24 protein-coding genes are annotated in these 25,217 nt (G+C 44.3%); 2 read left to right on the top strand and 22 right to left on the bottom strand.

What is annotated here, in order from left to right:
- Positions 1-196: 196 nt before the first annotated feature.
- The 8 genes from G5B11_RS06755 to G5B11_RS06720 all read right to left on the bottom strand — a co-directional run bounded on the left by G5B11_RS06755 (position 197) and on the right by G5B11_RS06720 (position 8,129).
- On the bottom strand, positions 197-730 hold the full coding sequence (locus tag G5B11_RS06755; RefSeq protein WP_158420403.1) for a Holliday junction resolvase RecU: 534 nt from the start codon (positions 728-730) through the stop codon (positions 197-199).
- Positions 731-799: 69 nt separating this feature from the next.
- Positions 800-1,357 (bottom strand): signal peptidase I, encoded by a 558-nt coding sequence (gene lepB / locus G5B11_RS06750; protein ID WP_158420404.1) that lies wholly within the window; start codon positions 1,355-1,357, stop codon positions 800-802.
- Positions 1,354-2,346, bottom strand: a complete 993-nt coding sequence (locus G5B11_RS06745) for an RluA family pseudouridine synthase (protein WP_173727314.1) — start codon at positions 2,344-2,346, stop codon at positions 1,354-1,356. The genes lepB and G5B11_RS06745 overlap by 4 nt, the downstream gene beginning before the upstream one ends.
- 8 nt (positions 2,347-2,354) lie before the next feature.
- Entirely contained in the window at positions 2,355-2,978 is a 624-nt protein-coding gene (locus tag G5B11_RS06740) for a hypothetical protein (RefSeq protein ID WP_173727313.1), read from the bottom strand.
- A complete protein-coding gene (locus G5B11_RS06735) occupies positions 2,938-4,797 on the bottom strand; it encodes a YgiQ family radical SAM protein (protein WP_173727312.1) in 1,860 nt (619 codons plus the stop codon). The genes G5B11_RS06740 and G5B11_RS06735 overlap by 41 nt, the downstream gene beginning before the upstream one ends.
- A gap of 30 nt (positions 4,798-4,827) precedes the next feature.
- Positions 4,828-5,640: a GTP pyrophosphokinase gene (locus tag G5B11_RS06730; protein ID WP_158420408.1), complete on the bottom strand. Its 813-nt coding sequence runs from the start codon at positions 5,638-5,640 to the stop codon at positions 4,828-4,830.
- Positions 5,641-5,727: 87 nt separating this feature from the next.
- Positions 5,728-6,534, bottom strand: coding sequence for a M23 family metallopeptidase (locus tag G5B11_RS06725; RefSeq protein ID WP_330603088.1), 807 nt, complete (start codon positions 6,532-6,534; stop codon positions 5,728-5,730).
- A gap of 140 nt (positions 6,535-6,674) precedes the next feature.
- Positions 6,675-8,129 carry an aminoacyl-histidine dipeptidase gene (locus tag G5B11_RS06720; RefSeq protein ID WP_173727311.1) on the bottom strand — a complete coding sequence of 485 codons (1,455 nt, stop codon included), beginning with the start codon at positions 8,127-8,129 and terminating at the stop codon, positions 6,675-6,677.
- A gap of 75 nt (positions 8,130-8,204) precedes the next feature.
- Between G5B11_RS06720 and G5B11_RS06715 the strand changes: the two genes are divergently transcribed.
- Positions 8,205-9,146 carry a hypothetical protein gene (locus G5B11_RS06715; protein WP_173727310.1) on the top strand — a complete coding sequence of 314 codons (942 nt, stop codon included), beginning with the start codon at positions 8,205-8,207 and terminating at the stop codon, positions 9,144-9,146.
- Between the two features lie 31 nt (positions 9,147-9,177).
- Here G5B11_RS06715 and G5B11_RS06710 read toward each other — a convergent pair whose 3' ends face one another.
- The 5 genes from G5B11_RS06710 to G5B11_RS06690 all read right to left on the bottom strand — a co-directional run bounded on the left by G5B11_RS06710 (position 9,178) and on the right by G5B11_RS06690 (position 14,389).
- Positions 9,178-9,801: an ATPase gene (locus G5B11_RS06710; RefSeq protein WP_158420411.1), complete on the bottom strand. Its 624-nt coding sequence runs from the start codon at positions 9,799-9,801 to the stop codon at positions 9,178-9,180.
- Positions 9,802-9,813: 12 nt separating this feature from the next.
- On the bottom strand, positions 9,814-10,311 hold the full coding sequence (coaD, locus tag G5B11_RS06705) for a pantetheine-phosphate adenylyltransferase (RefSeq protein WP_173727309.1): 498 nt from the start codon (positions 10,309-10,311) through the stop codon (positions 9,814-9,816).
- 41 nt (positions 10,312-10,352) lie between these two features.
- Positions 10,353-10,910 carry a 16S rRNA (guanine(966)-N(2))-methyltransferase RsmD gene (rsmD, locus tag G5B11_RS06700; protein ID WP_158420413.1) on the bottom strand — a complete coding sequence of 186 codons (558 nt, stop codon included), beginning with the start codon at positions 10,908-10,910 and terminating at the stop codon, positions 10,353-10,355.
- Positions 10,907-11,302 carry a methylglyoxal synthase gene (locus tag G5B11_RS06695; RefSeq protein WP_158420414.1) on the bottom strand — a complete coding sequence of 132 codons (396 nt, stop codon included), beginning with the start codon at positions 11,300-11,302 and terminating at the stop codon, positions 10,907-10,909. The genes rsmD and G5B11_RS06695 overlap by 4 nt, the downstream gene beginning before the upstream one ends.
- Positions 11,303-11,575: 273 nt before the next feature.
- Complete coding sequence (locus G5B11_RS06690; protein WP_173727308.1) at positions 11,576-14,389, bottom strand: Ig-like domain-containing protein; 2,814 nt, start codon at positions 14,387-14,389, stop codon at positions 11,576-11,578.
- 489 nt (positions 14,390-14,878) lie between these two features.
- On the opposite strand from G5B11_RS06690, the gene G5B11_RS06685 reads away from it, so the two are divergent.
- Positions 14,879-15,580 (top strand): LytTR family transcriptional regulator DNA-binding domain-containing protein, encoded by a 702-nt coding sequence (locus G5B11_RS06685; RefSeq protein WP_173727307.1) that lies wholly within the window; start codon positions 14,879-14,881, stop codon positions 15,578-15,580.
- A gap of 125 nt (positions 15,581-15,705) precedes the next feature.
- On the opposite strand, the gene gltA is transcribed toward G5B11_RS06685, so the two are convergent.
- The 9 genes from gltA to G5B11_RS06640 all read right to left on the bottom strand — a co-directional run bounded on the left by gltA (position 15,706) and on the right by G5B11_RS06640 (position 25,140).
- On the bottom strand, positions 15,706-17,103 hold the full coding sequence (gene gltA / locus G5B11_RS06680) for an NADPH-dependent glutamate synthase (RefSeq protein ID WP_158420417.1): 1,398 nt from the start codon (positions 17,101-17,103) through the stop codon (positions 15,706-15,708).
- On the bottom strand, positions 17,103-17,990 hold the full coding sequence (locus tag G5B11_RS06675) for a sulfide/dihydroorotate dehydrogenase-like FAD/NAD-binding protein (protein ID WP_173727306.1): 888 nt from the start codon (positions 17,988-17,990) through the stop codon (positions 17,103-17,105). Before G5B11_RS06675 ends, gltA begins: the two co-directional genes overlap by 1 nt.
- 186 nt (positions 17,991-18,176) lie before the next feature.
- Positions 18,177-18,923, bottom strand: a complete 747-nt coding sequence (locus tag G5B11_RS06670; protein ID WP_173727305.1) for a ClpP family protease — start codon at positions 18,921-18,923, stop codon at positions 18,177-18,179.
- Positions 18,924-18,980: 57 nt separating this feature from the next.
- Positions 18,981-19,709 (bottom strand): YebC/PmpR family DNA-binding transcriptional regulator, encoded by a 729-nt coding sequence (locus tag G5B11_RS06665; RefSeq protein ID WP_158420420.1) that lies wholly within the window; start codon positions 19,707-19,709, stop codon positions 18,981-18,983.
- Positions 19,679-21,034, bottom strand: coding sequence for a hemolysin family protein (locus G5B11_RS06660; protein ID WP_173727304.1), 1,356 nt, complete (start codon positions 21,032-21,034; stop codon positions 19,679-19,681). Before G5B11_RS06660 ends, G5B11_RS06665 begins: the two co-directional genes overlap by 31 nt.
- A gap of 157 nt (positions 21,035-21,191) precedes the next feature.
- Entirely contained in the window at positions 21,192-21,539 is a 348-nt protein-coding gene (locus tag G5B11_RS06655) for a type II toxin-antitoxin system PemK/MazF family toxin (protein ID WP_158420422.1), read from the bottom strand.
- 166 nt (positions 21,540-21,705) lie between these two features.
- Positions 21,706-22,842 (bottom strand): alanine racemase, encoded by a 1,137-nt coding sequence (alr, locus tag G5B11_RS06650; protein ID WP_173727303.1) that lies wholly within the window; start codon positions 22,840-22,842, stop codon positions 21,706-21,708.
- Positions 22,826-24,367: an NAD(P)H-hydrate dehydratase gene (locus G5B11_RS06645; RefSeq protein ID WP_173727302.1), complete on the bottom strand. Its 1,542-nt coding sequence runs from the start codon at positions 24,365-24,367 to the stop codon at positions 22,826-22,828. The genes alr and G5B11_RS06645 overlap by 17 nt, the downstream gene beginning before the upstream one ends.
- Before the next feature lie 107 nt (positions 24,368-24,474).
- Positions 24,475-25,140 carry a redox-sensing transcriptional repressor Rex gene (locus tag G5B11_RS06640; RefSeq protein ID WP_158420425.1) on the bottom strand — a complete coding sequence of 222 codons (666 nt, stop codon included), beginning with the start codon at positions 25,138-25,140 and terminating at the stop codon, positions 24,475-24,477.
- Positions 25,141-25,217: the final 77 nt, after the last annotated feature.

The raw sequence follows: 25,217 nt of genomic DNA, 5'->3' as shown, positions 1-25,217 counted from the left end.
ATGCTTTCACATGATGTATGCCCCAAAAGATCTGCTATGTGGAGCATGATATGATTTTGGTGCAAAATACCAAAATCATGATTACACGGATTATTCCGTGATATGCACTCCTACAATCTTTGTACTTTAGTATGCTACCATGTTAGCATACTACTATACGAAACAAGCAAGATTATAAAGGATTTTCTGCAGGTTGTCAATCCCGTAATTGCAGATCCTTCTGGATCCCTTCCAGATAAGGAACAAGAATACCGCTTTTTACAGGCAGATAATATTCCTGGCGAAGCTCATCCTCACGGAAGCTTTTACGCCCTCCCTCTTCCATCCGCTGCCAGAAAACCAGTAATTCCCGAAAAGGCAAATAATAGAAAAGATCCCTGGAGCTGAAGAAAATAAGAAAGAATGCAATGCCCCCCTGCTTTTCAAAATCCTTCATGAACGCCACCTGATGAGGATGGATATTGGCCAGCGGAAAGGTATGGGCACAGCATTCTTTTGCATCGAAGCAGACAGGGATCCCCTGTACTGCTCCTATATAATCTACGGTACTTCTCTGGTCAAAATAGGCCAATGTAATATGGCGGCTGTCCTTGTCCATCTTCACAGGTGTGATGGGGGTGGGGATCTTCTGGATCAATGCCAGTCCTTTTTCCCTGTATTGCTCATTAGTCCTGTTTACAAGTTCCTCCAGGGTGGATCCCCGAAGGCCTCTGCTGTTCCAGGTTGCCATCTTTTGTCCTCCCTATAGTCTACGAGTACAGTAAAATTAAGGCAAATCAATATGGTGGTTACTTTATAATCACTGTACTAGCTTAATGGATGGATAATAACGAATTACAGCCTTGCCTACGATCTGATCGAAACGTACATAAGTATTCTTCCAGTATCTGGAATCCTTAGAATTATTCCGGTTGTCACCCAGCATAAAATAACAATCCTCCGGAACCTGATATGGCCCGAAACTGCCCTTCATGGTCTCAGGAATAAAGGAATCATCCAGCGGTGTTTCTGAACCGTCAATATATACCTTGCCATCTTTGATCTCCACAGTCTCACCTGGAAGGCCGATCACTCGCTTGATGAACAGCTGGCTTTCATCATCCGGATATTTGAAGATCACAATATCGAACCGCTCCGGGTCTTTTACCTTCTTAGAAATCTCATGGCCAAACAGATCCAGGTTCACACCATATGCCAGACGGAAACCAAAGATCCGGTCGCCGGTCATGATCGTCTTTTCCATGGATGCGGAAGGGATCTTTGCATTGATCAGTACCACATTGTTGATCAAAAGAACTACAACAACCACAATAATGATCATTTTTATGTAGTCCCATATTTCATGCCACACTTTCATAATATTTCATTCCTCCTGGTTATGTCTATTTTCTCTCCCTGAAGCACTTGCCCAAAAAGTCCGGGAACGGGTGCTGTTACAGTCCTGCCTTCCAAAGCCTTCAGACGGCCGCAGTCCTTTGGAAATACTATCCGCCTGCTGTGAAGCAGCTGGTATTTCAGCTGATATCTGTCCCGGAAATATTGGTTAGCCTTCTTATCCCCATATTTCTGATCACCTGCCACAGGATGTCCCTCACTGGCAAGATGGGCACGGATCTGATGGGTCCGTCCTGTGATCAGTTCTACTTCCAGAAGCGTATACTTCCCATTGTCACATACAGGTCTGTACCTGGTCTTTATTGGCTGGGAATCCTCTGTTCTGTCAGCAGATATTATTACTTTATTACATTTTTCGTCTTTATGCAAATATCCTTTAATATATTTTTCATTTTTTATTACACCAACTACCAGACAAAGGTAAAACTTTTCCATATTCCTGTTATGGAACATTGCTGATAAGTCCTGCAGTCCTGTAAGGCTTTTACCTGCCGCCACCAATCCGCTGGTATTCCGGTCCAGCCGATTACACACCCCTGGCCTGAAAGTAACCAGATCAGCAGCATTCAATGCCCCTGTATCCAAAAGGTAGCCTGTAAGATACTCCACAAGGGAAGGCGTACCATCCCCTGCTGGCTGCGAAAGCATGCCTGCCGGTTTATTGATAAACAATACATCCTGATCCTCGTATATGATCTGAAGCTTGGCTCTTGCATGAGATGCCTGTTTTGCGGATGAAAATTTCTCAAAAGTTTCATCACTTAAAAACAGCTTTACCATATCTCCGGTACAAAGCATTTCATTGCCCTGGGCTTTTTTTCCATTAAGGGTAATGTTCTTTTTCCGCATCATTTTATAAAAAAAGCTTTTTGGTGCTTCTTCCAACAGCTTGGCCAAATATTTGTCAAATCTTTGCCCTGCTTCATTTTCCCTGATCCTAAATTCCTTCATGGCAGCTCCTACAGACAAAGTGCAAGCAATGTATGCTTTACCAACTGATCTCTGTTCAGATCCGGATACTTGCTGTCCGGACGAAATTTGATCCCTTCCCTCAATGAATCCTGATGAAGATTCATGGAATCAAGTCTTTCCAGAAATGGCCGGATATCCTTCAGGATCTTTACATCTACTTTATATCCATTACCTCTTACAATATTCTGGGCATGCTCTTCCATATAAGCAGTATCTACAGCCGGATCACTGGTGTAGCCTACCACTGTGTTGCCGCATACAGCAAAAGCATCCAGATATCCGCTTTTTTCGTAAAAAGTCATATACATTTCGTAGGCCATTTCCAGATCTCCCTGGTGTTTTCGAATCTTTTTATAAAGAGCAGAATCCATAGGCTTACGCATCCAGATCATGATCAGTCCTACCATAGATTTACAGCCAGGCAGGCATCCTACTGCTGCGATCACTGTCCAGATGGTATTTCTTGTTCCATGATATGCCCACATGGTTGCAAAAATAAAAAGAGGCACGCCAAGAAGAATGGCTGTAAGGATCAGTCTCCGTTTCTTCTCGCTTTTAAAATAGCCAAATTCACCTTTTTCGATTTTTTTTCGTTTTTTTGTTTTTTTCATGAAACTGCTCCTTTTTTCTGTTGCTGTTTTCAGGCCTTATCAGGCATTTGGGGCCAAACCCTACCAGATCCATACGGCCTGCCATTTTCAGTCCCTCCAGCACCAACTCCCTGTTGGCCGGATTTTTGTACTGCATCAGTGCACGCTGGATGGCTTTTTCATGGGGATTTTTCGGTACATATACCTTTTCCTTTGTAATGGGATGGATCCCTGTATAATACATACAGGTGGAAAGGGTAGATGGTGTAGGATAAAAATCCTGCACCTGCTCCGGAGTATATCCCAGATCCCTTACATACTCTGCCAGCTTCACTGCCTCTTTCATGGTACACCCAGGATGGGAGGACATGAAGTAAGGTATGGCATACTGATCCTTTTGTGCCTGTTTATCTGCTTTATCAAATTCTTCCAGGAAGCGCAGGTACACCTGATGAGAAGGCTTACCCATGTAGTGAAGCACTTGATCCGACACATGCTCCGGTGCCACACGCAGCTGTCCGCTTACATGATATTTTACCAGCTCCCGTAAAAATGTTTTATCCGGATCTGCCAGCACATAATCAAAACGCACTCCAGACCTGACAAACACTTTTTTTACTCCGGGAATGTCCCGAAGCTTCCGGAGAAGAAGCACATAATCCTTATGATCTGCCTGCAGATTCTTGCAGGGCGTAGGGAAAAGACACTGCCTGTTCTGGCACACCCCTTTTGTCAGCTGCTTTTTGCAGGACGGATGACGAAAATCTGCAGTAGGCCCGCCAACATCATGGATATAACCTTTAAAATCCGGTGCTTTTGTCATCTTTACAGCTTCCCGGATAATGGAATCGTGGCTTCTTGTCTGAAGGATCCTGCCCTGGTGAAAAGTAAGGGCACAGAAATTACAGCCTCCAAAACATCCTCTGTTGCTGGTAAGGCTGAATTTGATTTCCTCCAGTGCAGGAATACCGCCTTTTTTCTTATACATAGGATGGTATTCCCCTGTAAAGGGAAGATCATACACATCATCCATTTCCTGGGTAGATAAAGGCATTGCCGGCGGGTTTTGAATCACATAGCCACGGTTCCCGTAGCTTTCTGCCATTGCCTTTGCAGTAAAAGGATCTGTATTCCTATACTGGGTGGCAAAGCTTTCCGCATACACTGCCTTATTTTCTTTAACCTCTTCAAAAGATGGAAGAATAATAGGCTCATAGGCTCGTAAAAGATCCTTTGTCCGGTAAACAGTGCCTGCAATATAGGTGATCTCTTCAATGGGAATCCCGCTATCCAGTGCTTCTGCGATCTCCAGGATGGAATGCTCTCCCATACCATAAGAGATCAAATCTGCCCCAGAGTCAATAAGAATACTGTGCTTAACTTTATTCTCCCAGTAATCATAATGAGCCATCCGGCGAAGGCTGGCCTCGATCCCGCCCAGGATCACAGGACTGTCTTTATAGCTTTGACGGATCAGGTTGCTGTATACTACCACTGCCCGGTCAGGTCGAAGACCCATCTGTCCTCCCGGAGAATAAGCATCCTTTTGTCTGTGCTTTTTGGAAACTGTATAATGATTGACCATAGAATCCATGTTTCCGGCTGTAACAAGAAATCCAAGCCGGGGACGTCCAAATACCTGGATACTTTCTTTCTTGCGCCAGTCGGGCTGGGGGATCATCCCCACCCTATATCCTCTGCTTTCCAGAAGCCGTCCGATAATGGCCGCACCAAAAGAAGGATGGTCCACGTAGGCATCGCCACTTACATAGACGAAATCTACCTGTTCCCACCCTCTTTTTTTCATTTCTTCTCTTGTTACCGGTAAAAAATCCTGCATCTGATGCTCCTTATATGCTTTATGTGTGATTTAATTCTGAAAATATACGGCCTGGGCACGATACCCTTCCGCAATAATATCCAGCTGTCTGTGAAAACGTTCCAGCTGACGCAGATCCTTTGTCTTAAACACACGAAGAAATTCTGACTGTATTTTGAGGACTTCACGCTGATTGGACAACCTGTAAAGATTCTCAATATTATTCAGGATATCTTTTACCAGATTAGACTGTACCTGGGAAGAATTCTGTGCATCCATGATCTCGCTTCGCACCAGTGACATCTCCCTGTCAAGGGAAATAATTGCTTCTGCTGCATTGCTAAGCCGCTCCGTAACATGGGGCGGCATATCCCCTTTGTACTTATACTGCAGGGAATGCTCTATGGTTGCCCAGAAATTCATGGCCATAGTACGAATCTGTATCTCTGCCTGCAGCCTTTTGGGACCGTCTAACGTCTCCACAGTATAATAAATGATCAGATGATAGCTGCGGTATCCGCTTTGCTTAATATGCTTCAGATAATTCTTTTCACTTTTCACCGTCATATCTGTCCGGCTTTGGATCAGGGCCGCCACCGTCTCAATGTCCTCTTCAAACTGACAGATGATACGAACCCCTGCGATGTCTTCTACTTCCTCTTCCATCCGCTCCATAGGGATTTGCTTCCGCTGCATCTTTTCCAGGATGCTGGTCACACTTTTTACCCTGCCGCTTACCTGTTCAATAGGGGAATATCTGTCATTTTCCCTGTGTTCTTCTATAATATGCTGGAATTTTACAGTCAGTTCTTTGACAGCCAGTTCATAAGGACATAAAATGCTTCTCCATAACTGTATTTCCATTCAAACCGCTCCTTAATTTAAGAATACCTCGGCACTCCCTGCCGGAGGCTATATCAGATGATACTGCCATACCCTTGCTTCCTTATCTTACAGATCAAATCTGCCTGTACTTTCCTGAAGCATTTTCAGAATATGATACGGATCTACACTCATCTCCTGTGCTTTAGGCGTCTTTATATAGATTCCCATATGAAGATGTACCGGAAATCTGCCTTTTGTACCTTTGGACCCATAGCCGGTATTCCCCATATAACCTAAAATATCTCCGGCATGAACCAGTTCTCCTTCTCTGAAGCTGTGGTCATATTCTGACAAATGAGCATAATAAAAATAACCACCGTGAGGAGAACGGATCCCCATACGATATCCGCCAAGAGGCAGCCACCCTGTCCTTTCTACCACACCATCCGTAGCAGAAACTACAGGATAGTATCCCGGCTCTGTAACAGAGCCGAACAAATCCGTTCCATCATGGGTATGCGATCCACCATACTCCCTGGATGCACCGTAGGTATCTTCAAAACAGATATCCTTTCCTGCTACAGGAAAGCATTTAAGATCTGCCCATATGGCCTGATAACTTCGGCACAGCTGCAGGTATGCCTTCTTTTTGTATTTCAGAAAAGGCTGATAATCTGCATAGATCCTGTCCGGTGCAAAGGAACCACTAATCATAGTGGCGGTAAATACCTCCCACATATCTTCGGAATTTGTTTCCATGATCTGCCGATAAAGCCCTGCGGGCATCTTCTGCCTGCGAAAAGCTTCTTGATAGATGCTGTTTTCATTGACCCCGGACACACGGCTTCGTTCTTCCAGCACTAGCATCAGTGCCATCATCCACAGCATCAGAAATAAAAGGAGGATCCATGATCTGCATGGTCTTTGCTTCACCCTTGCACCTCCGAAAAACCATCTTTATCAGAGTATGCCCACAGGCAAAGCTTTATGCATTTTTCAGAATCTCAGGTTTTCAGAATCTCTGATTTAAAACTCTCTGATTTGAGATTCTTTGATTTAAGATTCTTTGATTTTCAATCCTTCAGATCTTCCAGTGCTTTCAGAAGATACTTCCATACACGTTCAACGGAAGCTATATCAAGAAGCTCCTCACAAGTATGGATATCCTTCATATTCGGTCCGATGGATACACAGTCCAGCCCCTCCATCTTTTCATAGAAGAGTCCACACTCCAGACCTGCATGAATAGCTACAACCTTTGGTTCTTCTTTATAGAGTGCTTTATAGGCAGCAACCATCTTATCTCTTAATGGGGAATCCTCCCTGTACTCCCAGGCAGGATAAGCCCCCTGGATCTCATATTCACCTCCAAGGAATTCAGTCAGATACTCCAGCTTGTCAGACAATGCATCCTTTGCAGAGCCTACAGAACTGCGTACACTGCTTACAGATTCAAATTCGTCTTTGTGAAGGGCAACGATCCCAGGGTTGGAAGAGGTTTCTACAAGTCCAGGAATGGAACCGCTCATCTTGCGGATACCATAAGGCATGTTCATCAGGAAAAAAATTACCTTTTCACCACTGACCGGATGAAGCACTTCTTTTTCCATGTGGCCAAGAAGTTCCGCAGAAATGGTAATCCCTTCATCCGTGCCTGCGTATTCTTTACGAAGATCAGCCTGAAATCTCTGCGCAAGCTGCTGGATCTTCAGAACATCTTCCGATGCTGCCAGAACCTGAAATTCTGATTCTCTTGTAATGGCATTGTCCTTTGTGCCACCATCCAGGGAAATAATGGCAAAATCTGCCTGCTTCTTCATCTCATAAAGCATTCTTCCCATCAGAATATTGGAATTGGCTCTGTTTTTATCAATCTCAGCTCCGGAATGTCCGCCAGCAAGTCCAAAAATGCGGACCCTGATACCTTCTCCTTCACCTGCTACCCGCTTTACAGGAATCCTACTGTATCCTCCCATGCCGCCGGCACAGCTGACCCACAGGCTGCCTTCTGCCTCTGAATCAAGATTGATCAATCTACGGCCTTTCAGCACGCTGCAATCGAAATCAAAAGCCCCCAGAAGTCCGATTTCCTCATCCACTGTGATCAGTACCTCTAATGGAGGATGGGGAATGTCCTGGCTTTCCAGAAGGGCAAGACCATAGGCTACAGCAATCCCGTCATCTCCACCAAGGGTAGTGCCATTAGCAGTTACATATCCATCTTCTGTTACAGAAAGATTCAAACCGTCTTTCAAAAAATCATGTGCTACATCTGCACGTTTCTCACACACCATATCCATATGTCCCTGAAGGATCACTGTAGGTGACTGTTCATAGCCTGCTGTACCATTTTTGTATATCACCACATTGCCCAGGTGATCCTGTACGTATTCAAGGCTGTGATCCTTTGCAAAATCAACAAGATAATCGCTGATGGCCTGTGTATTCCCGGATCCGTGTGGAATACCGCAAATCTCCTCAAAATAATGAAAAACTCTGGATGGACTGCAATTCTCTAATACTGCCATAGTTTTCTTACCTCCTTAATTTATGAATGATCATTCCCCGGCCCCCATATACTAAAAGAAAAAGGGAGTAAGGGCTTGAAAAAAAAACTGTTTTTTGCAGGAATCTGCTTCCTGCTTGTTTTCCTGCTGGCAAATCCTGAAACTGCCATTCTTGCTGCAAGAGATGGACTTTCCCTGTGGTTTAATACTCTGTTGCCCACTTTGCTGCCTTTTCTGATCCTTACAGGATTGCTGATGAATATAAAGATCTCATGTCAAATCCCGAAACCTGGCATTCGCTTGTGCAAAATTCTGTTCGGACTGTCCCCCTGGGGAATGTATGCCTTCCTTTTCGGAAAGCTGCTGGGATTCCCTGTAGGCGCCAAGCTGGCCTCTGACCTTACATATTCAGGAAAGATCTGCAGACAGGAGGGGGAATATCTTCTTACCTTCTGCAGCAATCCAAGTCTGGTCTTTTTGCTCACCTTTCTGGGGCAAACCTGTTTGAAAGGACGTTACCCTGCGAGAGATCTGCTTATTCCCTTGTTTCTGGCAGATCTTTGCTGCATGCTGTTTTTCAGATTCTTTGTATACAAAGGCTGTACTGCAACCGATCACATGTGGCCTGATCCTGATGCAATAGCAGAAAAAAAGACATCCCAGGCATGCTCCACCGGAGCCCTTCTGGATGTCTGTATTATGAATGGATTTGAAACCATAACCAGGCTGGGCGGCTATATCCTGCTTTTCTCTGTGCTGTCCCCTTGCATCAGCCAGTGTCCTCTTATCCCTGATACTTTCAAAGAAATCCTGCTATGTATCATGGAACTGACTACAGGCCTTAACAGGATTGCATCCTCAAACCTGCCTGAACGTACCATATACCTGGCAGCAATGACTTTATCCTCTTTTGGAGGACTATGCGTAGCCGCACAGACAAAAAGCGTACTGGATGGAAGACTTTCTTTCTTCCCTTACGCCTCTGCCAAATGTCTCAGTACAATCCTCACCCTCTGTATCCTCCTGATAGGGACATGACACAGTGGGCAAAGAAACGTATCCATTTAATTTACTGATCTTCTCCAAGGTCATCCAGTGTCTCTGACTCCTGCTCAGGTGCCTGATAGGAATTGGAGATAGCTGCTGCCTGTGCTGTCTGAGGAGCAAGCTCCTGACGGTTGTGATTAACCACATCCAGACAACTCTGAAGAGCTTCGAGAAATCCTTTATATTTGCCGCCTGCATCTTCCAGGGTCTGATTCAGTACAGAACCGATATTAGCCATCATATCATCTGTATAAGTAATGGCACTTAAACGAATGCTGTTAGCGTCCTGTGTAGCAGAATCCAGGATCTCCTGTGCCTGGCGGTTCGCTGCATTAATGGTCTCGTTAGCCTGAGCATATGCCTTCTGCATGATCTCATGCTGGGTAACAAGCTCCTGTGCTTTTGCCTGTGCATCTGCAATCAGTGCATCTGCCTTAGACTGTGCATCCTCCAGAATAGCATCTTTATTGCTGATGATCTTCTGGTAACGTTTGATCTCATCCGGAGTCTTCAGTCTGAGTTCACGAAGAAGTTCTTCGATCTCCTCTTTATTGACAACGATCTTGGTTGTAGAAAGAGGCTGGTATTTACAACTGTCTACATACTCTTCAATCTCTTCAATGATCTGTTCAATTCTGCTGCTCATAGTACACTCTCCTTATTTTTCTCTATTTCTTAACTGGTACATCTTCGCTCTTACTGCCTCTGTGATCTGAGGAGGGGCAAACTTGCTGATATCCCCGTCGAACATGGCCACTTCCTTCATAATCGTAGAACTTAAATATGCATACTCCAGACTGGTGGTCAGAAATACTGTATCCACATCCGGTGCAAGCACACGATTGGTCTGTGCCATCTGAAGCTCATACTCAAAATCCGTAACAGCCCGAAGCCCGCGAACGATGACCTGTGCCTTATTTTCTCTGGCAAAATTAACGGAAAGTCCGTTAAAAGGCTTAATAACAACATTTGAGATATGTTCCGTAGCCTTTTCTAGTATATTAACACGTTCTTCTACAGAAAACAACGGACTTTTTGCAGAATTATGCAAAACTCCCACGATCACTTTGTCAAAGGAAACACTGGCTCTCTGAATCACATCCAGATGCCCATAAGTTGCCGGGTCAAAGCTTCCCGGATAAACTGCAACTACCATGTATGATGTTCTCTCACTCTCTTCAGGATTTACAGATGTGTTCAGTTCTCTTTTCTGGTTATGAATACATGCTTATTGGTCTTATATTCCTTGGAACGCAGCTGTGCAAATCCCATGGAATCAAGATAATCAAAATCAGTATCCAGATCAGCCTCCACAATGATCAGCGTATGCTCATCTACAAGACTGCTATCTGCAAGATAAGCCAGAACCTGCTGCTCCAGATCCTGTCTGTAAGGCGGATCCATAAAAATGCAGTCAAAACTCTCTCCGCCTTCCAGGGAGCGTAATGCCTGCAGCACATCCATGGAAAGCAGTTTACCACTATCTGCAAGTTTTGTAAATGAAAGATTTTCCCTGATGCATGCACAAGCCTTAGGGTTCTTTTCAACAAAGACTGCAAATGCTGCGCCACGGCTCAGTGCTTCTATGCCAATGGCTCCACTGCCGCTGAACAGATCAAGAAAACGGCAATCCGGGATCTCAGGCTGCAGCATATTGAAAAGAGTCTCTTTGATACGGTCTGTAGTAGGACGGGTCTCCATCCCAGGTACTGTTTTTAAGTTTAAACGTCTTGCCTTTCCTGCGATCACTCTCATTTCAGATTCAGTCTCCAATCCAGATCGCCTCTTGCAAGTCCAAGGATCAGAAGCTCTGCTGTAGCGATATTGGTAGCAACAGGGATATTGTACTGGTCGCAGCGTCTCACAATAGCTGTGATATCCGGTTCCTTTGGATCGATCATAACAGGATTGTAGAACAGAATGACCATATCCAGATCCTGGCGCTCTACCATCTCCATAAACTGCTTGTCACCGCCAATGCTTCCTGCCAGGAATTTGTGTACATGAAGGCTGGTAGCCTCCTCGATCCTGCGGCCTGTAGTGCCTGTAGCATATACTTCATGCTTTGCCAGGATATTCTTGTAGGCGATGCAAAAATCTTCGATCAAAACTTTTTTACTATTATGTGCGATGATTCCTAAATTCATGGTTACTCCCTTTCTCATGTCCAAATCTTCCAAGACATACAGGTCTGCAAACTGCAGTCTCCATACAGATTCTCATCACGATTCTTTATTAAAATTCTTCTTTTCCGTTTTATTATAACAAATGTATAAAAGAAGTGCAATTAAATCTTGAAAAATTAGGCAAATTTTTAGCTGTTATTTTTCCTCTTCACAGCAATAAATTAATTTTAGCATATTATATAAAAAATAACGGAATGGGGTACTGGTTATCACCGCCACAATCATAATTATCGTTTACTTTTTCACTGTCACATAAATCACTGCTTTTTTCTTTCCAGAACGTATAGTAATCCTTGCTTTTCCTGTTTTTCTGGCTGTGATCACTCCAGATTTGCTTACTCTTACCACTGATGTGGACGAGGAGATATATTTTACTGTTTCCCTGGAAGTAATCGGCAAGATCACAGGTGTTAGTTTGTGTCTAAAACCTTTCTTTATAAGTAGATTCTTTTTCGATATGCGGATACTTGCTGTTTGCACTGGATTTTCCTGCACTTTCACCTGAATCTTTGCCTGAAGTCCACTATTCAATGTTACGGTTACTGTTGCTTTCCCGGTCTTTTTCCCTGCTTTCAGAATGCCCTTTTTATTGACTGTAACAACTTTTTTATTGCTGGATTTCCAAGATTTTACAGAATCTCCTTTTGCATATGTAACCTTTACCTTGTTTGTGGACTGCCCTACTTTTAACGGAACAGTTTTTACATTTACACGGATCACAGGCTTAAAGTTTGCCCCGGAAGTTCCTTCCTGCCCCTGTATTCCTTCATTAGTCTGGCCTTTATCTGGCGCAATAGCTGATTGTGATTTATCAGATGGCTGCGGGACTGTAGTAGGCTGTGGCACACTGGTAGGCTGTGGCGCACTGGTAGGCTGTGGCGCACTGGTAGGCTGTGGCACACTGGTAGGCTGTGGTGCACTGGTAGGCTGTGGTGTATCTGTGATCTCATAAAGCTTCAGATCCGGCTTCTGGGTAGTATCACGCCAATAGGTTTCCCCTACACTGTCATAATTAGTAGTGATTCTTTTTCCCTGCACAGCTTTTAGGCGGACACCATTACCCACCAAAATCCCTTCTGTATAAGCTGCACCTGCTGTAACACTGCTGTTTCCCGGCATCTGGCTTGCGCCGCCTTCCAGATATGCTTCTTTCGTATTAATGGTGCCGTTTCCCGCAACTCCATGGCCACCCTGATCACTGTGGCCTGTTCCTCCTACAGCGATCAGCTTGCCTTCTCCTGTTACCTGACTATTTTCCAGGATCAGCGCATTTCCACCTACCGAAGTGGTAGCGATCTTTCCGCCGCCAAATACAGCCAACACACTATTCTTCTCAATGTTCAGACTTCCGGAGGATACCTTTATGGCAGGCTGTCCGCTGTAGCTTTTCTTTGTAGCGGGATCTGTTCCTGTTGGAGCGTCATCTCCACGTACATAAACCTCTCCCCGGATCACCCCATTCCCATTTACCTGTATTACAGGTGAAATATTCTGACGTATCCAGCTGCCGTTAGCGAGAAAGTTTGTATTTGAATAGATGATGGAGTTTTCCAGGATTCCGCCTGTATCAAGGATGATCTGTCCATTAATAGAAGTTCCTGTAAGGAATTTCCCGGAATAATCATCGTAGTTAACAGAAAGCCTTCCTCCATCCATCACTTCTACCTGTCCATGAAGAGAAGAATCCCGAAGATTCAGCATGCCACCATTTTCAACCAGAATCTTCACACTGCTTAGGATTTTCATATTTACCATGGTCAATGTACATCCATTGGGAACGATCAGTGTCTGTACAGGATCCTTTTCCACTGAATATCCCAGTTCTCCATATGTACCACTTGTATGGGAGCCGTACCATGCCTTGATCTGTGTTGGTACCGTTACAGTTTCATTTGTTCCTCCGAAATTTGGAATAGCCCATGGCTCCATATCATACATATATTTTCCATCAGCTGTCTGTACTGCGTTTTCCAGTTTCAGATAATCCTCCAGCTTTTCATTTCTTGCAAATATTTTAAAATATAATTCATTACTTACTGCAGTTCTGCCTGTTTCATCTGTAACTGTTACACTTACCGGATAGGTACCTACTTTATCCGGTACACCGCTTAAGGAAAGAGAACTGTCCCAGATAGAATACACACCAGACATTCCGCAGAAATCTGTATCAATATTAACCTTTGTTCTTTTAGAATTAACACTTACAACAGTGCTAAGAGGCTTCCAGTCATCTTCTGCAGGCTCATTTCCATCTGGAAGGATGGCAGCCTGAACCTCCACATTACTGTTTTTATTGGAGGAAACTGAGGTAGATGCGCCACTGATCGCATCGTATTTCTGCTGTCCTGTCAGTGCTCCTTCAAAGCTGCCTACCAATCTGACAAACAAAGTATTTTCTCCATCTGAAGGACCTTCCTTGTCATTACCCGCCTGTGCATCATAAACAACTACCCCAAAAGTATTTCCCTGCCCTTTTACCTGGAGCACAAGATCTTTATACTGCAGATTGGAAATGGTGATCAGATCACCGCTTTTCAGCATGCCGCTTCCACTTCCATCAAAATATATTTTATTTTCGGACGGAACCAGATAATAAGCTTCAGACGAAAAAAGACCAAGTTTAGAATCTGTTTTTCTCCATTCCTTGCCATTTACAAGTATCTTGCTGATCCCATCCACATATCCGGATTCTCCAGCATATAATACCTGACTGTCATTATATCCGGAACCATCTACAATACCAGTAAAATTGGGTGGTGTTTTCAACTCCAAAGAAGCTTCCCCTGAACTGAAAAGATCTGAATCACTATCTTCAAATACTGTTTCTTCAGGGCCGTCAGGCTGCTCTTTTACAGACGGCTCATCCTGATCAGAAAACTGTATTGTATCAACAGATGCGGATGCTTCTGAATCATCTGTAAAAATCTCTTCATCCTGTACATCAACCAGCTGTGTATCTGTTTCCTGTTCTGCTGCCAGAAGCAGCCCCTGATCAAAAGAACTGACAAGCAATGCCACAGCTCCAAGGAGTGCTATTTTCTTCTTCATTTGTTCGTACCTCTTTCATATTGTTAGCGTGTGCTTATATATATTATATACTGCTAACGTGATAATAGCATATCGAACTTAATTTCGCAATACACAACTTTCAGTAGGCAAGAAAACAAGTCATTCATCGTCAAAAACAAGTCATTAACATCACTCCCCTTGATTTTGCCGAATTCAAATGCTATACTGAATCATACTAAACTGATTGATGATATTATTATTTAAATAAATCTTAAAACAAGTCATTGAATCAACACCCTTGCAGAATTATGCCTGCAAGGGTGTTTTTTGTGTTTCTTTTTATTTTAAATGTGTTTTATTCTCATTCCGTCTTCATAGACAAAGATTATATGCATAGCATTAATGCTGTTTATTTACATTTCTCGCTGCATTTTCATTTTATTATTTTATTTTAAGTCTTTTGATTGTATTTTTATGCATATTATGTTATGCTTAATGCAACTTATGACAATATGTGTGGAGGCAATTATGAGCAGAGTTCAGTATCTTTTTCGTTCCCGTAATATTATACCGGATACTATCAAATACATTGTACGAGAAGACAAAAGAAGTGTTATATATTTTATGGATAATCAGAAGATTTCTACCAGCATTCCTATGAAAGAGATCATGACAATGCTCCCGGAGAAGGATTTTGTCAGCATTCAGAAAGGCGTGATCGTTGCAGTCAAGCAGATCTTAGATATCTCTAATTCAGGAGTATATACCATGACAGACGGCAAGACCATCCAGGGCAGAAAGCGTTATCTCAGTGAACACAAGAACCGGCGCGCTGCTCTTGCACTGCATGTAGCAGATGCAGAAGGTAACTTTTATCCCCCTATGGGACTTTTGGAAAAATGCAGCCTTTTAGACGATCTTCCCCTGCCCTACTGTGTGATCGAGCTGGTATTTGACAAGGCAGGAAAGGGGATTGATTTTATTTTCCGCTACTGCAACAAGGCCATGTCTACCCTTACAAGTTTTTCATCTGAGGCAATGATCGGCCACTCATTTTATGAGATTTTTTCCAATGGCGATAAGAAATGGCTGATCACTTATGCAGATGTTGCCTTAAATGGCGGACAGCATGTGATCCGTGATATTGGAGCTGATCCGGAGAAGTCCATGAATGTTTACTGTTATCAGCCTACGGATGGGTACTGTGCCTGTGTTCTGGTGCAGGAATGATCTGTTTTTCACGTAAATCATCACTTATAAAGAAACGTGCGCCGCAAGGCGCACTGCAAAAGCCGATGAAAGGATCTACCTTCCACCGGCTTTCTTTTTATTGATTATTATCGATTGATTATTATTTATTTGGCATATTTGGACTTGATATATTCGTCAATTCCTCTTGCGCCTGCCTTACCTGCACCCATAGCAAGGATAACGGTTGCAGCGCCTGTTACAGCATCACCGCCTGCATATACGCCCTCTTTGGAGGTCTTGCCGAACTCCTCGTCAGCGATAATACATTTTCTCTTATTAATATCCAGACCAATGGTAGTGGAAGAGATCAGCGGGTTCGGGCTTGTTCCAAGAGACATGATCACTGTGTCTACATCAATTGTAAACTCAGAGCCAGGGATCTCTACCGGACGTCTTCTGCCGGATGCATCAGGCTCACCCAATTCCATACGGATGCATTTAATACCGGTTACCCAGTCTTTGTCATCTGTAAGGATCTCAACAGGATTGCAAAGAAGATTGAAGTTTACGCCTTCCTCTTTTGCATGATGTACTTCCTCTGCTCTGGCAGGAAGCTCTGCCTCAGAACGTCTGTAAATAATATGTACCTCAGCTCCAAGACGAAGTGCTGTTCTGGCTGCATCCATTGCAACATTACCACCGCCTACAACAGCAACCTTCTTGCCATGTGCGATAGGTGTATCATAATCCTCACGGAATGCTTTCATAAGGTTGTTACGGGTCAGGAACTCATTTGCAGAGAATACGCCGTTGGCCTGCTCTCCCGGAATACCCATGAACATAGGAAGACCAGCACCGGATCCGATAAATACAGCCTCAAAGCCTTCATCCTGTAACAGTTCATCGATGGTAACGGATTTGCCGATGATTACATTTGTCTCGATCTTAACGCCAAGAGATTTAACATTCTCAACCTCTGCAGCAACTACTTTGTCCTTAGGAAGACGGAACTCAGGAATACCATAAACAAGAACACCGCCTGCTTTGTGAAGAGCCTCGAAGATAGTTACATCATAGCCAAGCTTTGCAAGGTCTCCAGCACAGGTAAGTCCGGATGGACCAGAACCGATCACTGCTACCTTATGACCATTTTTCTCTTTTGCAGCTGCCGGCTTAATACCATTCTCTTTTGCCCAGTCAGCAACAAAACGCTCCAGCTTACCAATGGAAACAGCTTCACCCTTTTTGCCGCGGATACACTGACCCTCGCACTGTGTCTCCTGCGGACATACACGGCCGCACACTGCAGGGAGGGCACTGGACTCACTGATGATCTGATATGCTTTTTCAAAATTGCCTTCTTTAACTTCATGTACAAATGCAGGAATGTTAATGGATACAGGGCATCCCTCAACGCATTTTGCTTTTTTACAATTCAGGCAGCGCTCTGCCTCTTCCATTGCTTCTTCTTTATTATAACCCAGGCATACTTCGTCAAAGTTGGTTGCACGAACCTTAGGCTGCTGCTCTCTGACTGGTACTTTCTTTAATACGTCTCCCATTATTTGTCACCTCCGCAATGGCCGCATCCGCCGTGATGGGTATCTCCCTCTTTCAGCTTCAGAAGGGCACGGCCTTCTTCTGTCTTATACATCTGCATTCTCTTCATGGCAAGGTCAAAATCAACCTTGTGGCCGTCAAACTCAGGTCCGTCCACACATGCAAACTTCACTTCGCCATCAACGATCAGACGACAGGCTCCGCACATACCGGTACCGTCTACCATGATCGGGTTCATGCTGACAACAGTAGGAATATTCAGTTCTTTTGTAAGAAGACATACGAATTTCATCATGATCATAGGTCCGATGGCAACACATACATCATACTGTTTGCCCTGGTTCTGCACAAGGTCACGGAGTACGTCTGTACCCATACCTTTGCGTACATAGGATCCATCATCTGTTGTTATGTAAAGGTTACATACCTTCTTCATTTCGTCTTCAAGGATAAGAAGATCTTTTGTCTTTGCTCCTACGATAGCATCCGCAGTGATACCATGCTCATGGAGCCATTTAACCTGTGGATAAACAGGTGCTGTACCAACACCACCGGCAACAAATACAATACGTTTTTTCTTAAGTTCTTCAATGTCCTCATGGACAAACTCAGACGGCTGGCCAAGTGGTCCTACAAAATCTTCAAAAGCGTCTCCTGCTTTCAGCTCTGACATCTTTGTGGTAGATGCTCCAATGGGCTGGAATACGATAGTCACAGTTCCCTTCTCAGAATCATAGTCGCAGATGGTAAGCGGAATCCTCTCGCCTACTTCGTCCATCTTAACGATCACAAACTGCCCCGGCAGGCAATGCTTTGCTACCCGAGGTGCTTCCACATCCATAAGGAAAACATTGGAAGACAGTTTTTCTGCTCTCAGAATCTTATACATAATTCCCTCCTGGTATAAATATTTACAGGGGCTGGTGCGGGACACACCCACCCTGAATAAGTATGCCTGTAAGATCAGATGCATATTTATTCATGGATGTGCATTTATGCAACAGTTCCTTTTCTACTCTATCCGTATAACTATAGCACAGGAAAAGGAATTAGTACAACAGAAATTCACAAAAAATTACAGATTTTCTTTTCTTTTTTTCTTTTTTGTGTGTATCATACTGTACAATTTTTGTAATGCACTGTTTATGCCGCCCACTTCATCAATCAACCCTTCCTTTACTGCTTCCTCACCCTCCAGCATGGTTCCCACATCCTTTACCAGCTGTGTAGTATCCAGCATCAGCTCCTCCAGCCTTTCCTTTGAAATGCCGGAATGCCGGGAAATAAACCCGGTGATCCGATCCTGGATCTTTTCCATATTACGATAGGTCTGAGCTACCCCGATAAACATACCGCTGGAACGTACCGGGTGGATCACCATAGTAGCACTGGGTACCACAAAGGAATAATCTGCAGATACTGCCATTGGCACTCCTATGGAATGGCCTCCTCCAAGCACCAGGGACACGGTAGGCTTGCTAAGGGATGCGATCATCTCCGCTATGGCAAGCCCCGCCTCCACATCTCCACCTACTGTATTCAAAAGGATCAGAAGGCCTTCAATACTCTGATCATCCTCAATCATGGCCAGCTTTGGAAGTACATGCTCATACTTGGTTGTTTTGCTGTGTGAAGGAGCTGACTCATGTCCTTCCACCTCACCAATGATGGTAAGAAGCTCCACACGGATGTCTTCCTGGTTTTCAGAAAGAAGCACCTGTCCCATTTCCCTGATCTGCTGATTCTGGCTGTTCTGATTATCCAGCTCATCCTTTTTTTCCTGACTATCCACCGGCTTTTCGCTTTTTGGTTTTTTCTCCATAAAAAAATACCTCCTGAATCATGATCCAGAAGATATTTTTTGCAAAAAGCTAATTATTTATTCATCCCAGTTGTGCCATACGTCTGTAACGTCATCATCATCATCCAAAAGATCCAGGGTCTTCTGAAGATCCTTAACAGCCTTCTCATCTGTCAGTTCGACCGTTGTCTGAGGAATCATGGCAACCTGTGCCTCAAGAAGAGGTACTCCTGCAGCTTCAAGTGCTTCTCTTACTGCACTGAAATCATCCGGAGCTGTCAGGACTTCATAACTGTCTTCTTCTTCGTTGAAATCCTCTGCACCAGCATCCAGAGCAGTCATCATCAGCTCATCAGCGTCCATTTCACATTCTTCTTTGTCAATGATAATCTGACCCTTCTGGTCAAACATAAAGGATACGCAGCCCTGTGTACCAATACTTCCGTTTCCTTTAGAGAATGCATTTCTTACGTTGCTTGCTGTACGGTTCTTGTTGTCTGTCAGTGTTTCTACGATAATCGCAACTCCGTTCGGTCCATATCCTTCGTATATGGCTTTTTCGTAATTGTCTGCGGAATCAGCTCCTGCTGCTTTCTTGATGCCACGGTCAATGGTGTCGTTAGGCATGTTGTTTGCTTTTGCCTTTGCGATCACATCACGAAGCTTGCTGTTGTTGTTAGGATCCGGTCCGCCGGCTTTAACAGCCATAACGATCTCACGGCCAATAATGGTAAATACCTTTCCCTTTTTTGCATCATTTTTTTCTTTTTTGTGCTTTATATTTGCGAATTTTGAATGTCCTGACATGTTTCCTTTTCTCCTTTTATCTCATTTTTTATCTTCTCGGCCTTTACTCTGCCGATGGTCTTATTGCCAAGGGAAAGTATCTTAAAAGTGTACCCTCCTACATGGATCACTTTGTCCAGGTCCTTTTCTGTAGGGATATGCCCCAGAACAGAAGTAAGATACCCGTTTAATGTTTCAAACTCACTGGCCTTAAATTCTATTCCCAGCTTCTCTTCCACATCCTCCAAAGGAGCAAGTCCCTGGATGATCATACTGTTGTCCTTCAAAAGGCGGAATGTAACCTGGTCTTCATCATATTCATCCAGAATATCCCCTACGATCTCCTCCAGGATATCCTCCATAGTGATCACACCGGCTGCCTGACCGTACTCATCTACAACCACTGCCATATGGATCTTCTTTGCCTGCATAAACTGGAACAGGTCACCGATACTGCGTGTCTCAGGAATCAATGTAACATCCCTTAAAAGCCCGGGCAGCTCCTTTAATGGCTTAAATCTGGCCCAGGGATTCTTGGTAATGAACTTCAGTGCATCCTTATAATGCACCACTCCTATAACATTATCCGGTTCTTCTTTATATACGGGATACCTGGAATAGCCTTCCTCCAGCATAATATCAACCATCTCCCGCAGCAGCACTTCCTGGTCAAAGGCTGTCACATCCTTCCTGTGGGTCATGATATCATGAGCTTCTGTCTCATTGAAATAAATGATATTCTGGATCATCTCCGCTTCTGATTCCTGAATCACACCCTTTTCATGAGCCTCATCTACAATAGAAATGATCTTCTCTTCGCTCATAGCCTTTTCTTCCTGGTTCCGGTCGATCCCAAAGGCTGCTGCCACCAGTCTGGCAAGCCTGGTAGTCAACAGGGTCAACGGATACAAAAAGCTGCAGGCAGTACTTACGATCCCCAGATAACGGTAGGCATATTTTTCAGAAGAATAAGTACCCACCCTGCGGAATGTAAGGATTCCAAGGGACGCAAGAAGAAGGATCCCTACTGCAACAAGAAGAATAAGCACAGGTACATGTTTTATGTACGGATGAAATACCCGGGCTGCCCAGGGCATAAAGAACGCTCCCACACTTACTCCGGAAGCCATAACCATAAGAGGAATGGCATTCACATAGCGGGAGGGCTGGCGGATCAGTTTCAGAAGCCGGATAGACTTCTGGTCTCCCTCTTCTGCTTTCTTCTCTACATCATTCTCGCTAAGATTCTGGAGTGCTGCAGCAAATCCGTAAAAAATACCATTCAGCCACAACAGAAAAAATAAAATTATAATGCCCCATAGGGGCAGACTACTGCCATCTTCCATAAATATAAATCTTTGTCCTCCAAATACAAAACTGTAAAACTTTTTTGCAGCTGTTTTTTTAATATAACACTGAAAACCGGTTTCGTCAATACCTGCACCACAGCCTCAGAAGCCTTGTGTCACAGCCTAAAAAGCTCCAAAGACCCTGACGCAGGTGTTAAAAAGTAAGCTCCAGACTGATCTCCAGAGCATGGTTCACTTTGTCAAGCAGAGCATCATCCAGGTGACATACCTTATCCTTCAGTCTTCGTTTATCAATGGTGCGAAGCTGCTCCAGAAGGATTACGGAATCTTTCTCTATTCCATAAGCAGATGCATCAATCTCTATATGTGTAGGCAGCTTTGCCTTATTCATCTTAGATGTAATGGCAGCACAGATCACAGTAGGGCTGTGTCTGTTTCCCACATCATTTTGTATGATCAGCACAGGCCGGATCCCGCCCTGTTCACTGCCTACCACAGGTCTTAAATCTGCATAAAATATATCGCCTCTTTTAATAACCACACAATTCACACTCCAACTCACCTTTATTATGGTTTAACTGAGTATTTCGTAACTGTTCAGTACCCTCACAGTTATTTCCTACTGAATAGTTACAGTATTTCCATATTTTTTTCGTGTATACATGCGTGGTTTTGTCTGCTTAAAGAAACAGTTTTCTGCTGGATCCTTACTGTTTTCCTATATATACTCTGGGCACACGGCTGGATATCTGGCAGAGGAATTCGTAAGAGAAGCGTCCGGACAGATCTCCCAGGGTATCTATATCGATTCTCTCCTGCCCGTCTTTTCCAAGCAGTGTTACTTCATCACCTGTTTTTACTCCCGGAATCTCTGTAACATCTACCATAAACTGATCCATGCAGACTCTTCCGCAGATAGGTGCCTTTTTCCCATGGATCAGCACCCAGCCTTTTCCGGATAGCTGCCTGGAATATCCATCTGCATATCCTACCGGGATGGTGGCCAGCTGCATATCCTTTGGTGCAATAAAGGTGCCGCCATAGCTTACGGCCGTTCCCTTTGTGATCTTCTTCACAAAAGACACATGGCTTTTCAGTTCCATAACAGGCTTAAGCTCTACAATATGCTTCTCAACCTGCTGGGAAGGGTACACCCCGTAAATGGTGATCCCTGCACGTACAGCATCCAGATTGGCCTCCTGCATCCGTATCAGCCCTGCACTGTTAGAACAATGCTTCATAGGAATATGTATACCGTTTTCCTCTAAAAGACTGGCAAAAGCCAGGAAACGATCCAGCTGAGTCTTTGCAGGACTTACATCATACTCATCTGCTCTTGCAAAATGGGTAAACATGCCTTCTATCTCCAGATAAGGAAGCTTGCTGATATTCTTTATTTCTTCCAGGCTTTGAGATCCATCATGAAATCCAATCCTGGTCATTCCAGTATCTACTGCCAGATGAATCTTTACAGTTTTGGAAAGTTTCCTGCCTGCTTTTGCATATTCTCTTGCCAGGCTGATGCTGCTTACAGCAATGCTGATATCATTTTTTGCAAGCTCCTCCATACATTCCGGGAATACAAGACCAAGCACCAGGATTGGCTTGCGGATGCCTGCCTCCCTTAAGGAAAGAGCCTCCTCCTCGGTAGCCACCGCAAAGCCCCAGATATAATCATAGTCCTGGACCAACCTGGCAATGGGCACAGCTCCGTGTCCATAAGCATCCGCTTTTACCACAGCGATCATCTTTGTGCCTGGTTTAATATTTTTATGCATGGCTTCAAAATTATAAGCAACTGCGTCCAGGTCCACCAGTGCTTTTACTCTACTGAATTTTTCCATAATGTTCCTCCCTGTTTCCTGTTTCAAAATCCCGAAGTACCAGTGGGATCGCATCCAGGATATTGTGGGCATTCATCCCTCTTGTACCAGCAGCATCTGCCGCCCTGTCTCCACATAGTCCATGGAGAAACACGCCAAGAGCTGCCATCCTTGCCGGATCCGGTACCTTTATATTGTTCAGATACATGCAGAACACACCAGCCAGCATCCCTGAAAGCACATCTCCGCTTCCTGCTGCTGCCATTCCCGCATTTCCAGACATATTAATATATATTTCATCCCTGCAGCCTGCAGTAACTGTACCGGCATCTTTTAACACACACACAGCCCCTGTTTCTTTTGCATAATCAGACGCTGCTCCTACCGGGTCTTCCTTCAATTCTGAAATGGAAAGCCCTGTAAGCCTGCCCATCTCCCCCATATGCGGGGTCAGCACAGTATTTCCTTTCAGATACTGCTTCCAGCCCGGATTCATGGATAGCAGGTTCAAACCATCTGCATCCAGGATCACCGGCTTCCCCGCCTGATTCCCATGGGTCAGAAACCAATTGGCCCGTTCCCGGCTTTCATCCTGGCATCCAAGACCTGGTCCAATCACCAGTACATCACACCAGCTTAACAGCTGCTGATTTACTTCTTCTGAAAATACACTTTCCACCATTGCTTCCGGAAGCAGAGACTGAAGCGGAATCCGGTTTTCTTCCACTGTCTGTACCTTTACCATACCGGCTCCTGTATTTAAGGCTGCACAGGCAGCAAAATATGCAGCTCCGCACATGCCCTTTGAGCCAGCCACCAAAAGCACTTTGCCAAAAGTCCCCTTATTCCCCCAGGGAACTCTCTGTGGCAGCTGCTTCATATCTTCTCTTTCCAGCTGCCACACCGGTCTGCCGTAATTGCCAGGATAATCATAGATCCCGATATCTGCTACTACAACTTTCCCGGACAGACTCCTGCCGGGATAGAAGCACATTCCCTGCTTCATAAAAGCAAAAGTAACAGTAAGATCTGCACAAAATGCGGTTCCAAGCACTCTGCCTGTGCTTCCGTCAAGGCCGGAAGGAATATCTACTGCCACCTTTTTGGCATCTGTCTCATTCATCCTCTGAATGATCTCCTTGTATCTTCCCTCCACCGGCCTGGTCAGACCTACGCCAAAAACGGCATCTACTATAGTAGTATATTCGTGCCATGTCGGGTTATTCACCTCAGGTACGTGATAATGCCTTGCAATCTGAATCTGCTGAGCCATCTGAGCAGAATATTTCTGGGAATTTCCTGTAAGAAACAAATCTACATGATATCCTTTCAGATACAACAGCCTGGCTACAGCCACACCATCTCCACCATTGTTGCCGTTTCCGCAAACAACCAGGATCCGTTCCCTGTCGGCAGAAATCTTCTGGACCTGAGCTGCCACAGCCAAAGCAGCCCGTTCCATCAGCACCATGGAGGGAATCCCTACATCATGAATCGTATACGCGTCCAGACTGGCCATTTCTTTGCTTGTTACTACCTTTTTCATATACGCCCACTCTCCTTTGTCTTTTTAAATGGAAAAAGCCGCCCTGAACCGCCGAATCATGCGGCAGCAGGCAGCAGCCTTTAACCAAAAGGGAAAAACTCTTTCCCTTAATTCTCTGTTTCCTTTTTTTCTTCTACATGCTCTTTCCGATACTGGCTTAAATTATAAGACAGAGTCATCAGGCTCTCGGAAAGATGAACATTTTCTACGATCACATCCTCCGGAGCATCCAGATCAATGTGTGCAAAATTCCAAATAGCCTTTACACCATTTTTGATCAGCACATTGGCCATTTCTTTTGCTTTATGCTTGGGAAGGGTAAGTATGGCAATCTCAACCGGATTTTCCTTAAGGAACTCAGGAAGTGTATTTATCATCTGTATCCCAATACCCCTTACAGAAATCCCCTCCAGAACCGGATTCACGTCAAAGATCCCCACCAGACGAAATCCTCTCTTCTCAAAATCACTGTAATTGGCAAGTGCCTGACCCAGATTACCTGCTCCAACGATGATCATAGGATGGATGGTATCCAGTCCCAGGATCTTGCCGATCTCCATGTACAGATAATGCACATTATATCCGTAGCCCTGCTGCCCAAAACCGCCGAAATTATTAAGATCCTGACGGATCTGAGATGCAGTCACATGCATTTTTTTACTGAGATCACCGGAGGAAATCCTTTCCACATTCTCCTCGATCAACTCTCCCAAATAACGATAATACCGGGGCAGCCTTTTAATAACCGCCTTTGATATCTCCTTTGCTTCCACCAACTCTTCCTCCTGCTGCCCATATCTAAAATTTATATCTCAATTATACTCAAATGATATTTTATTGTCAATCTAAG

This window comes from Blautia glucerasea, from assembly GCF_013304385.1.
In the GTDB taxonomy this organism is placed as follows: domain Bacteria; phylum Bacillota; class Clostridia; order Lachnospirales; family Lachnospiraceae; genus Blautia_A; species Blautia_A ammoniilytica.
Note: the sequence above shows the minus strand (reverse complement) of the source record. Positions and strands in the feature narration are given on the sequence as shown.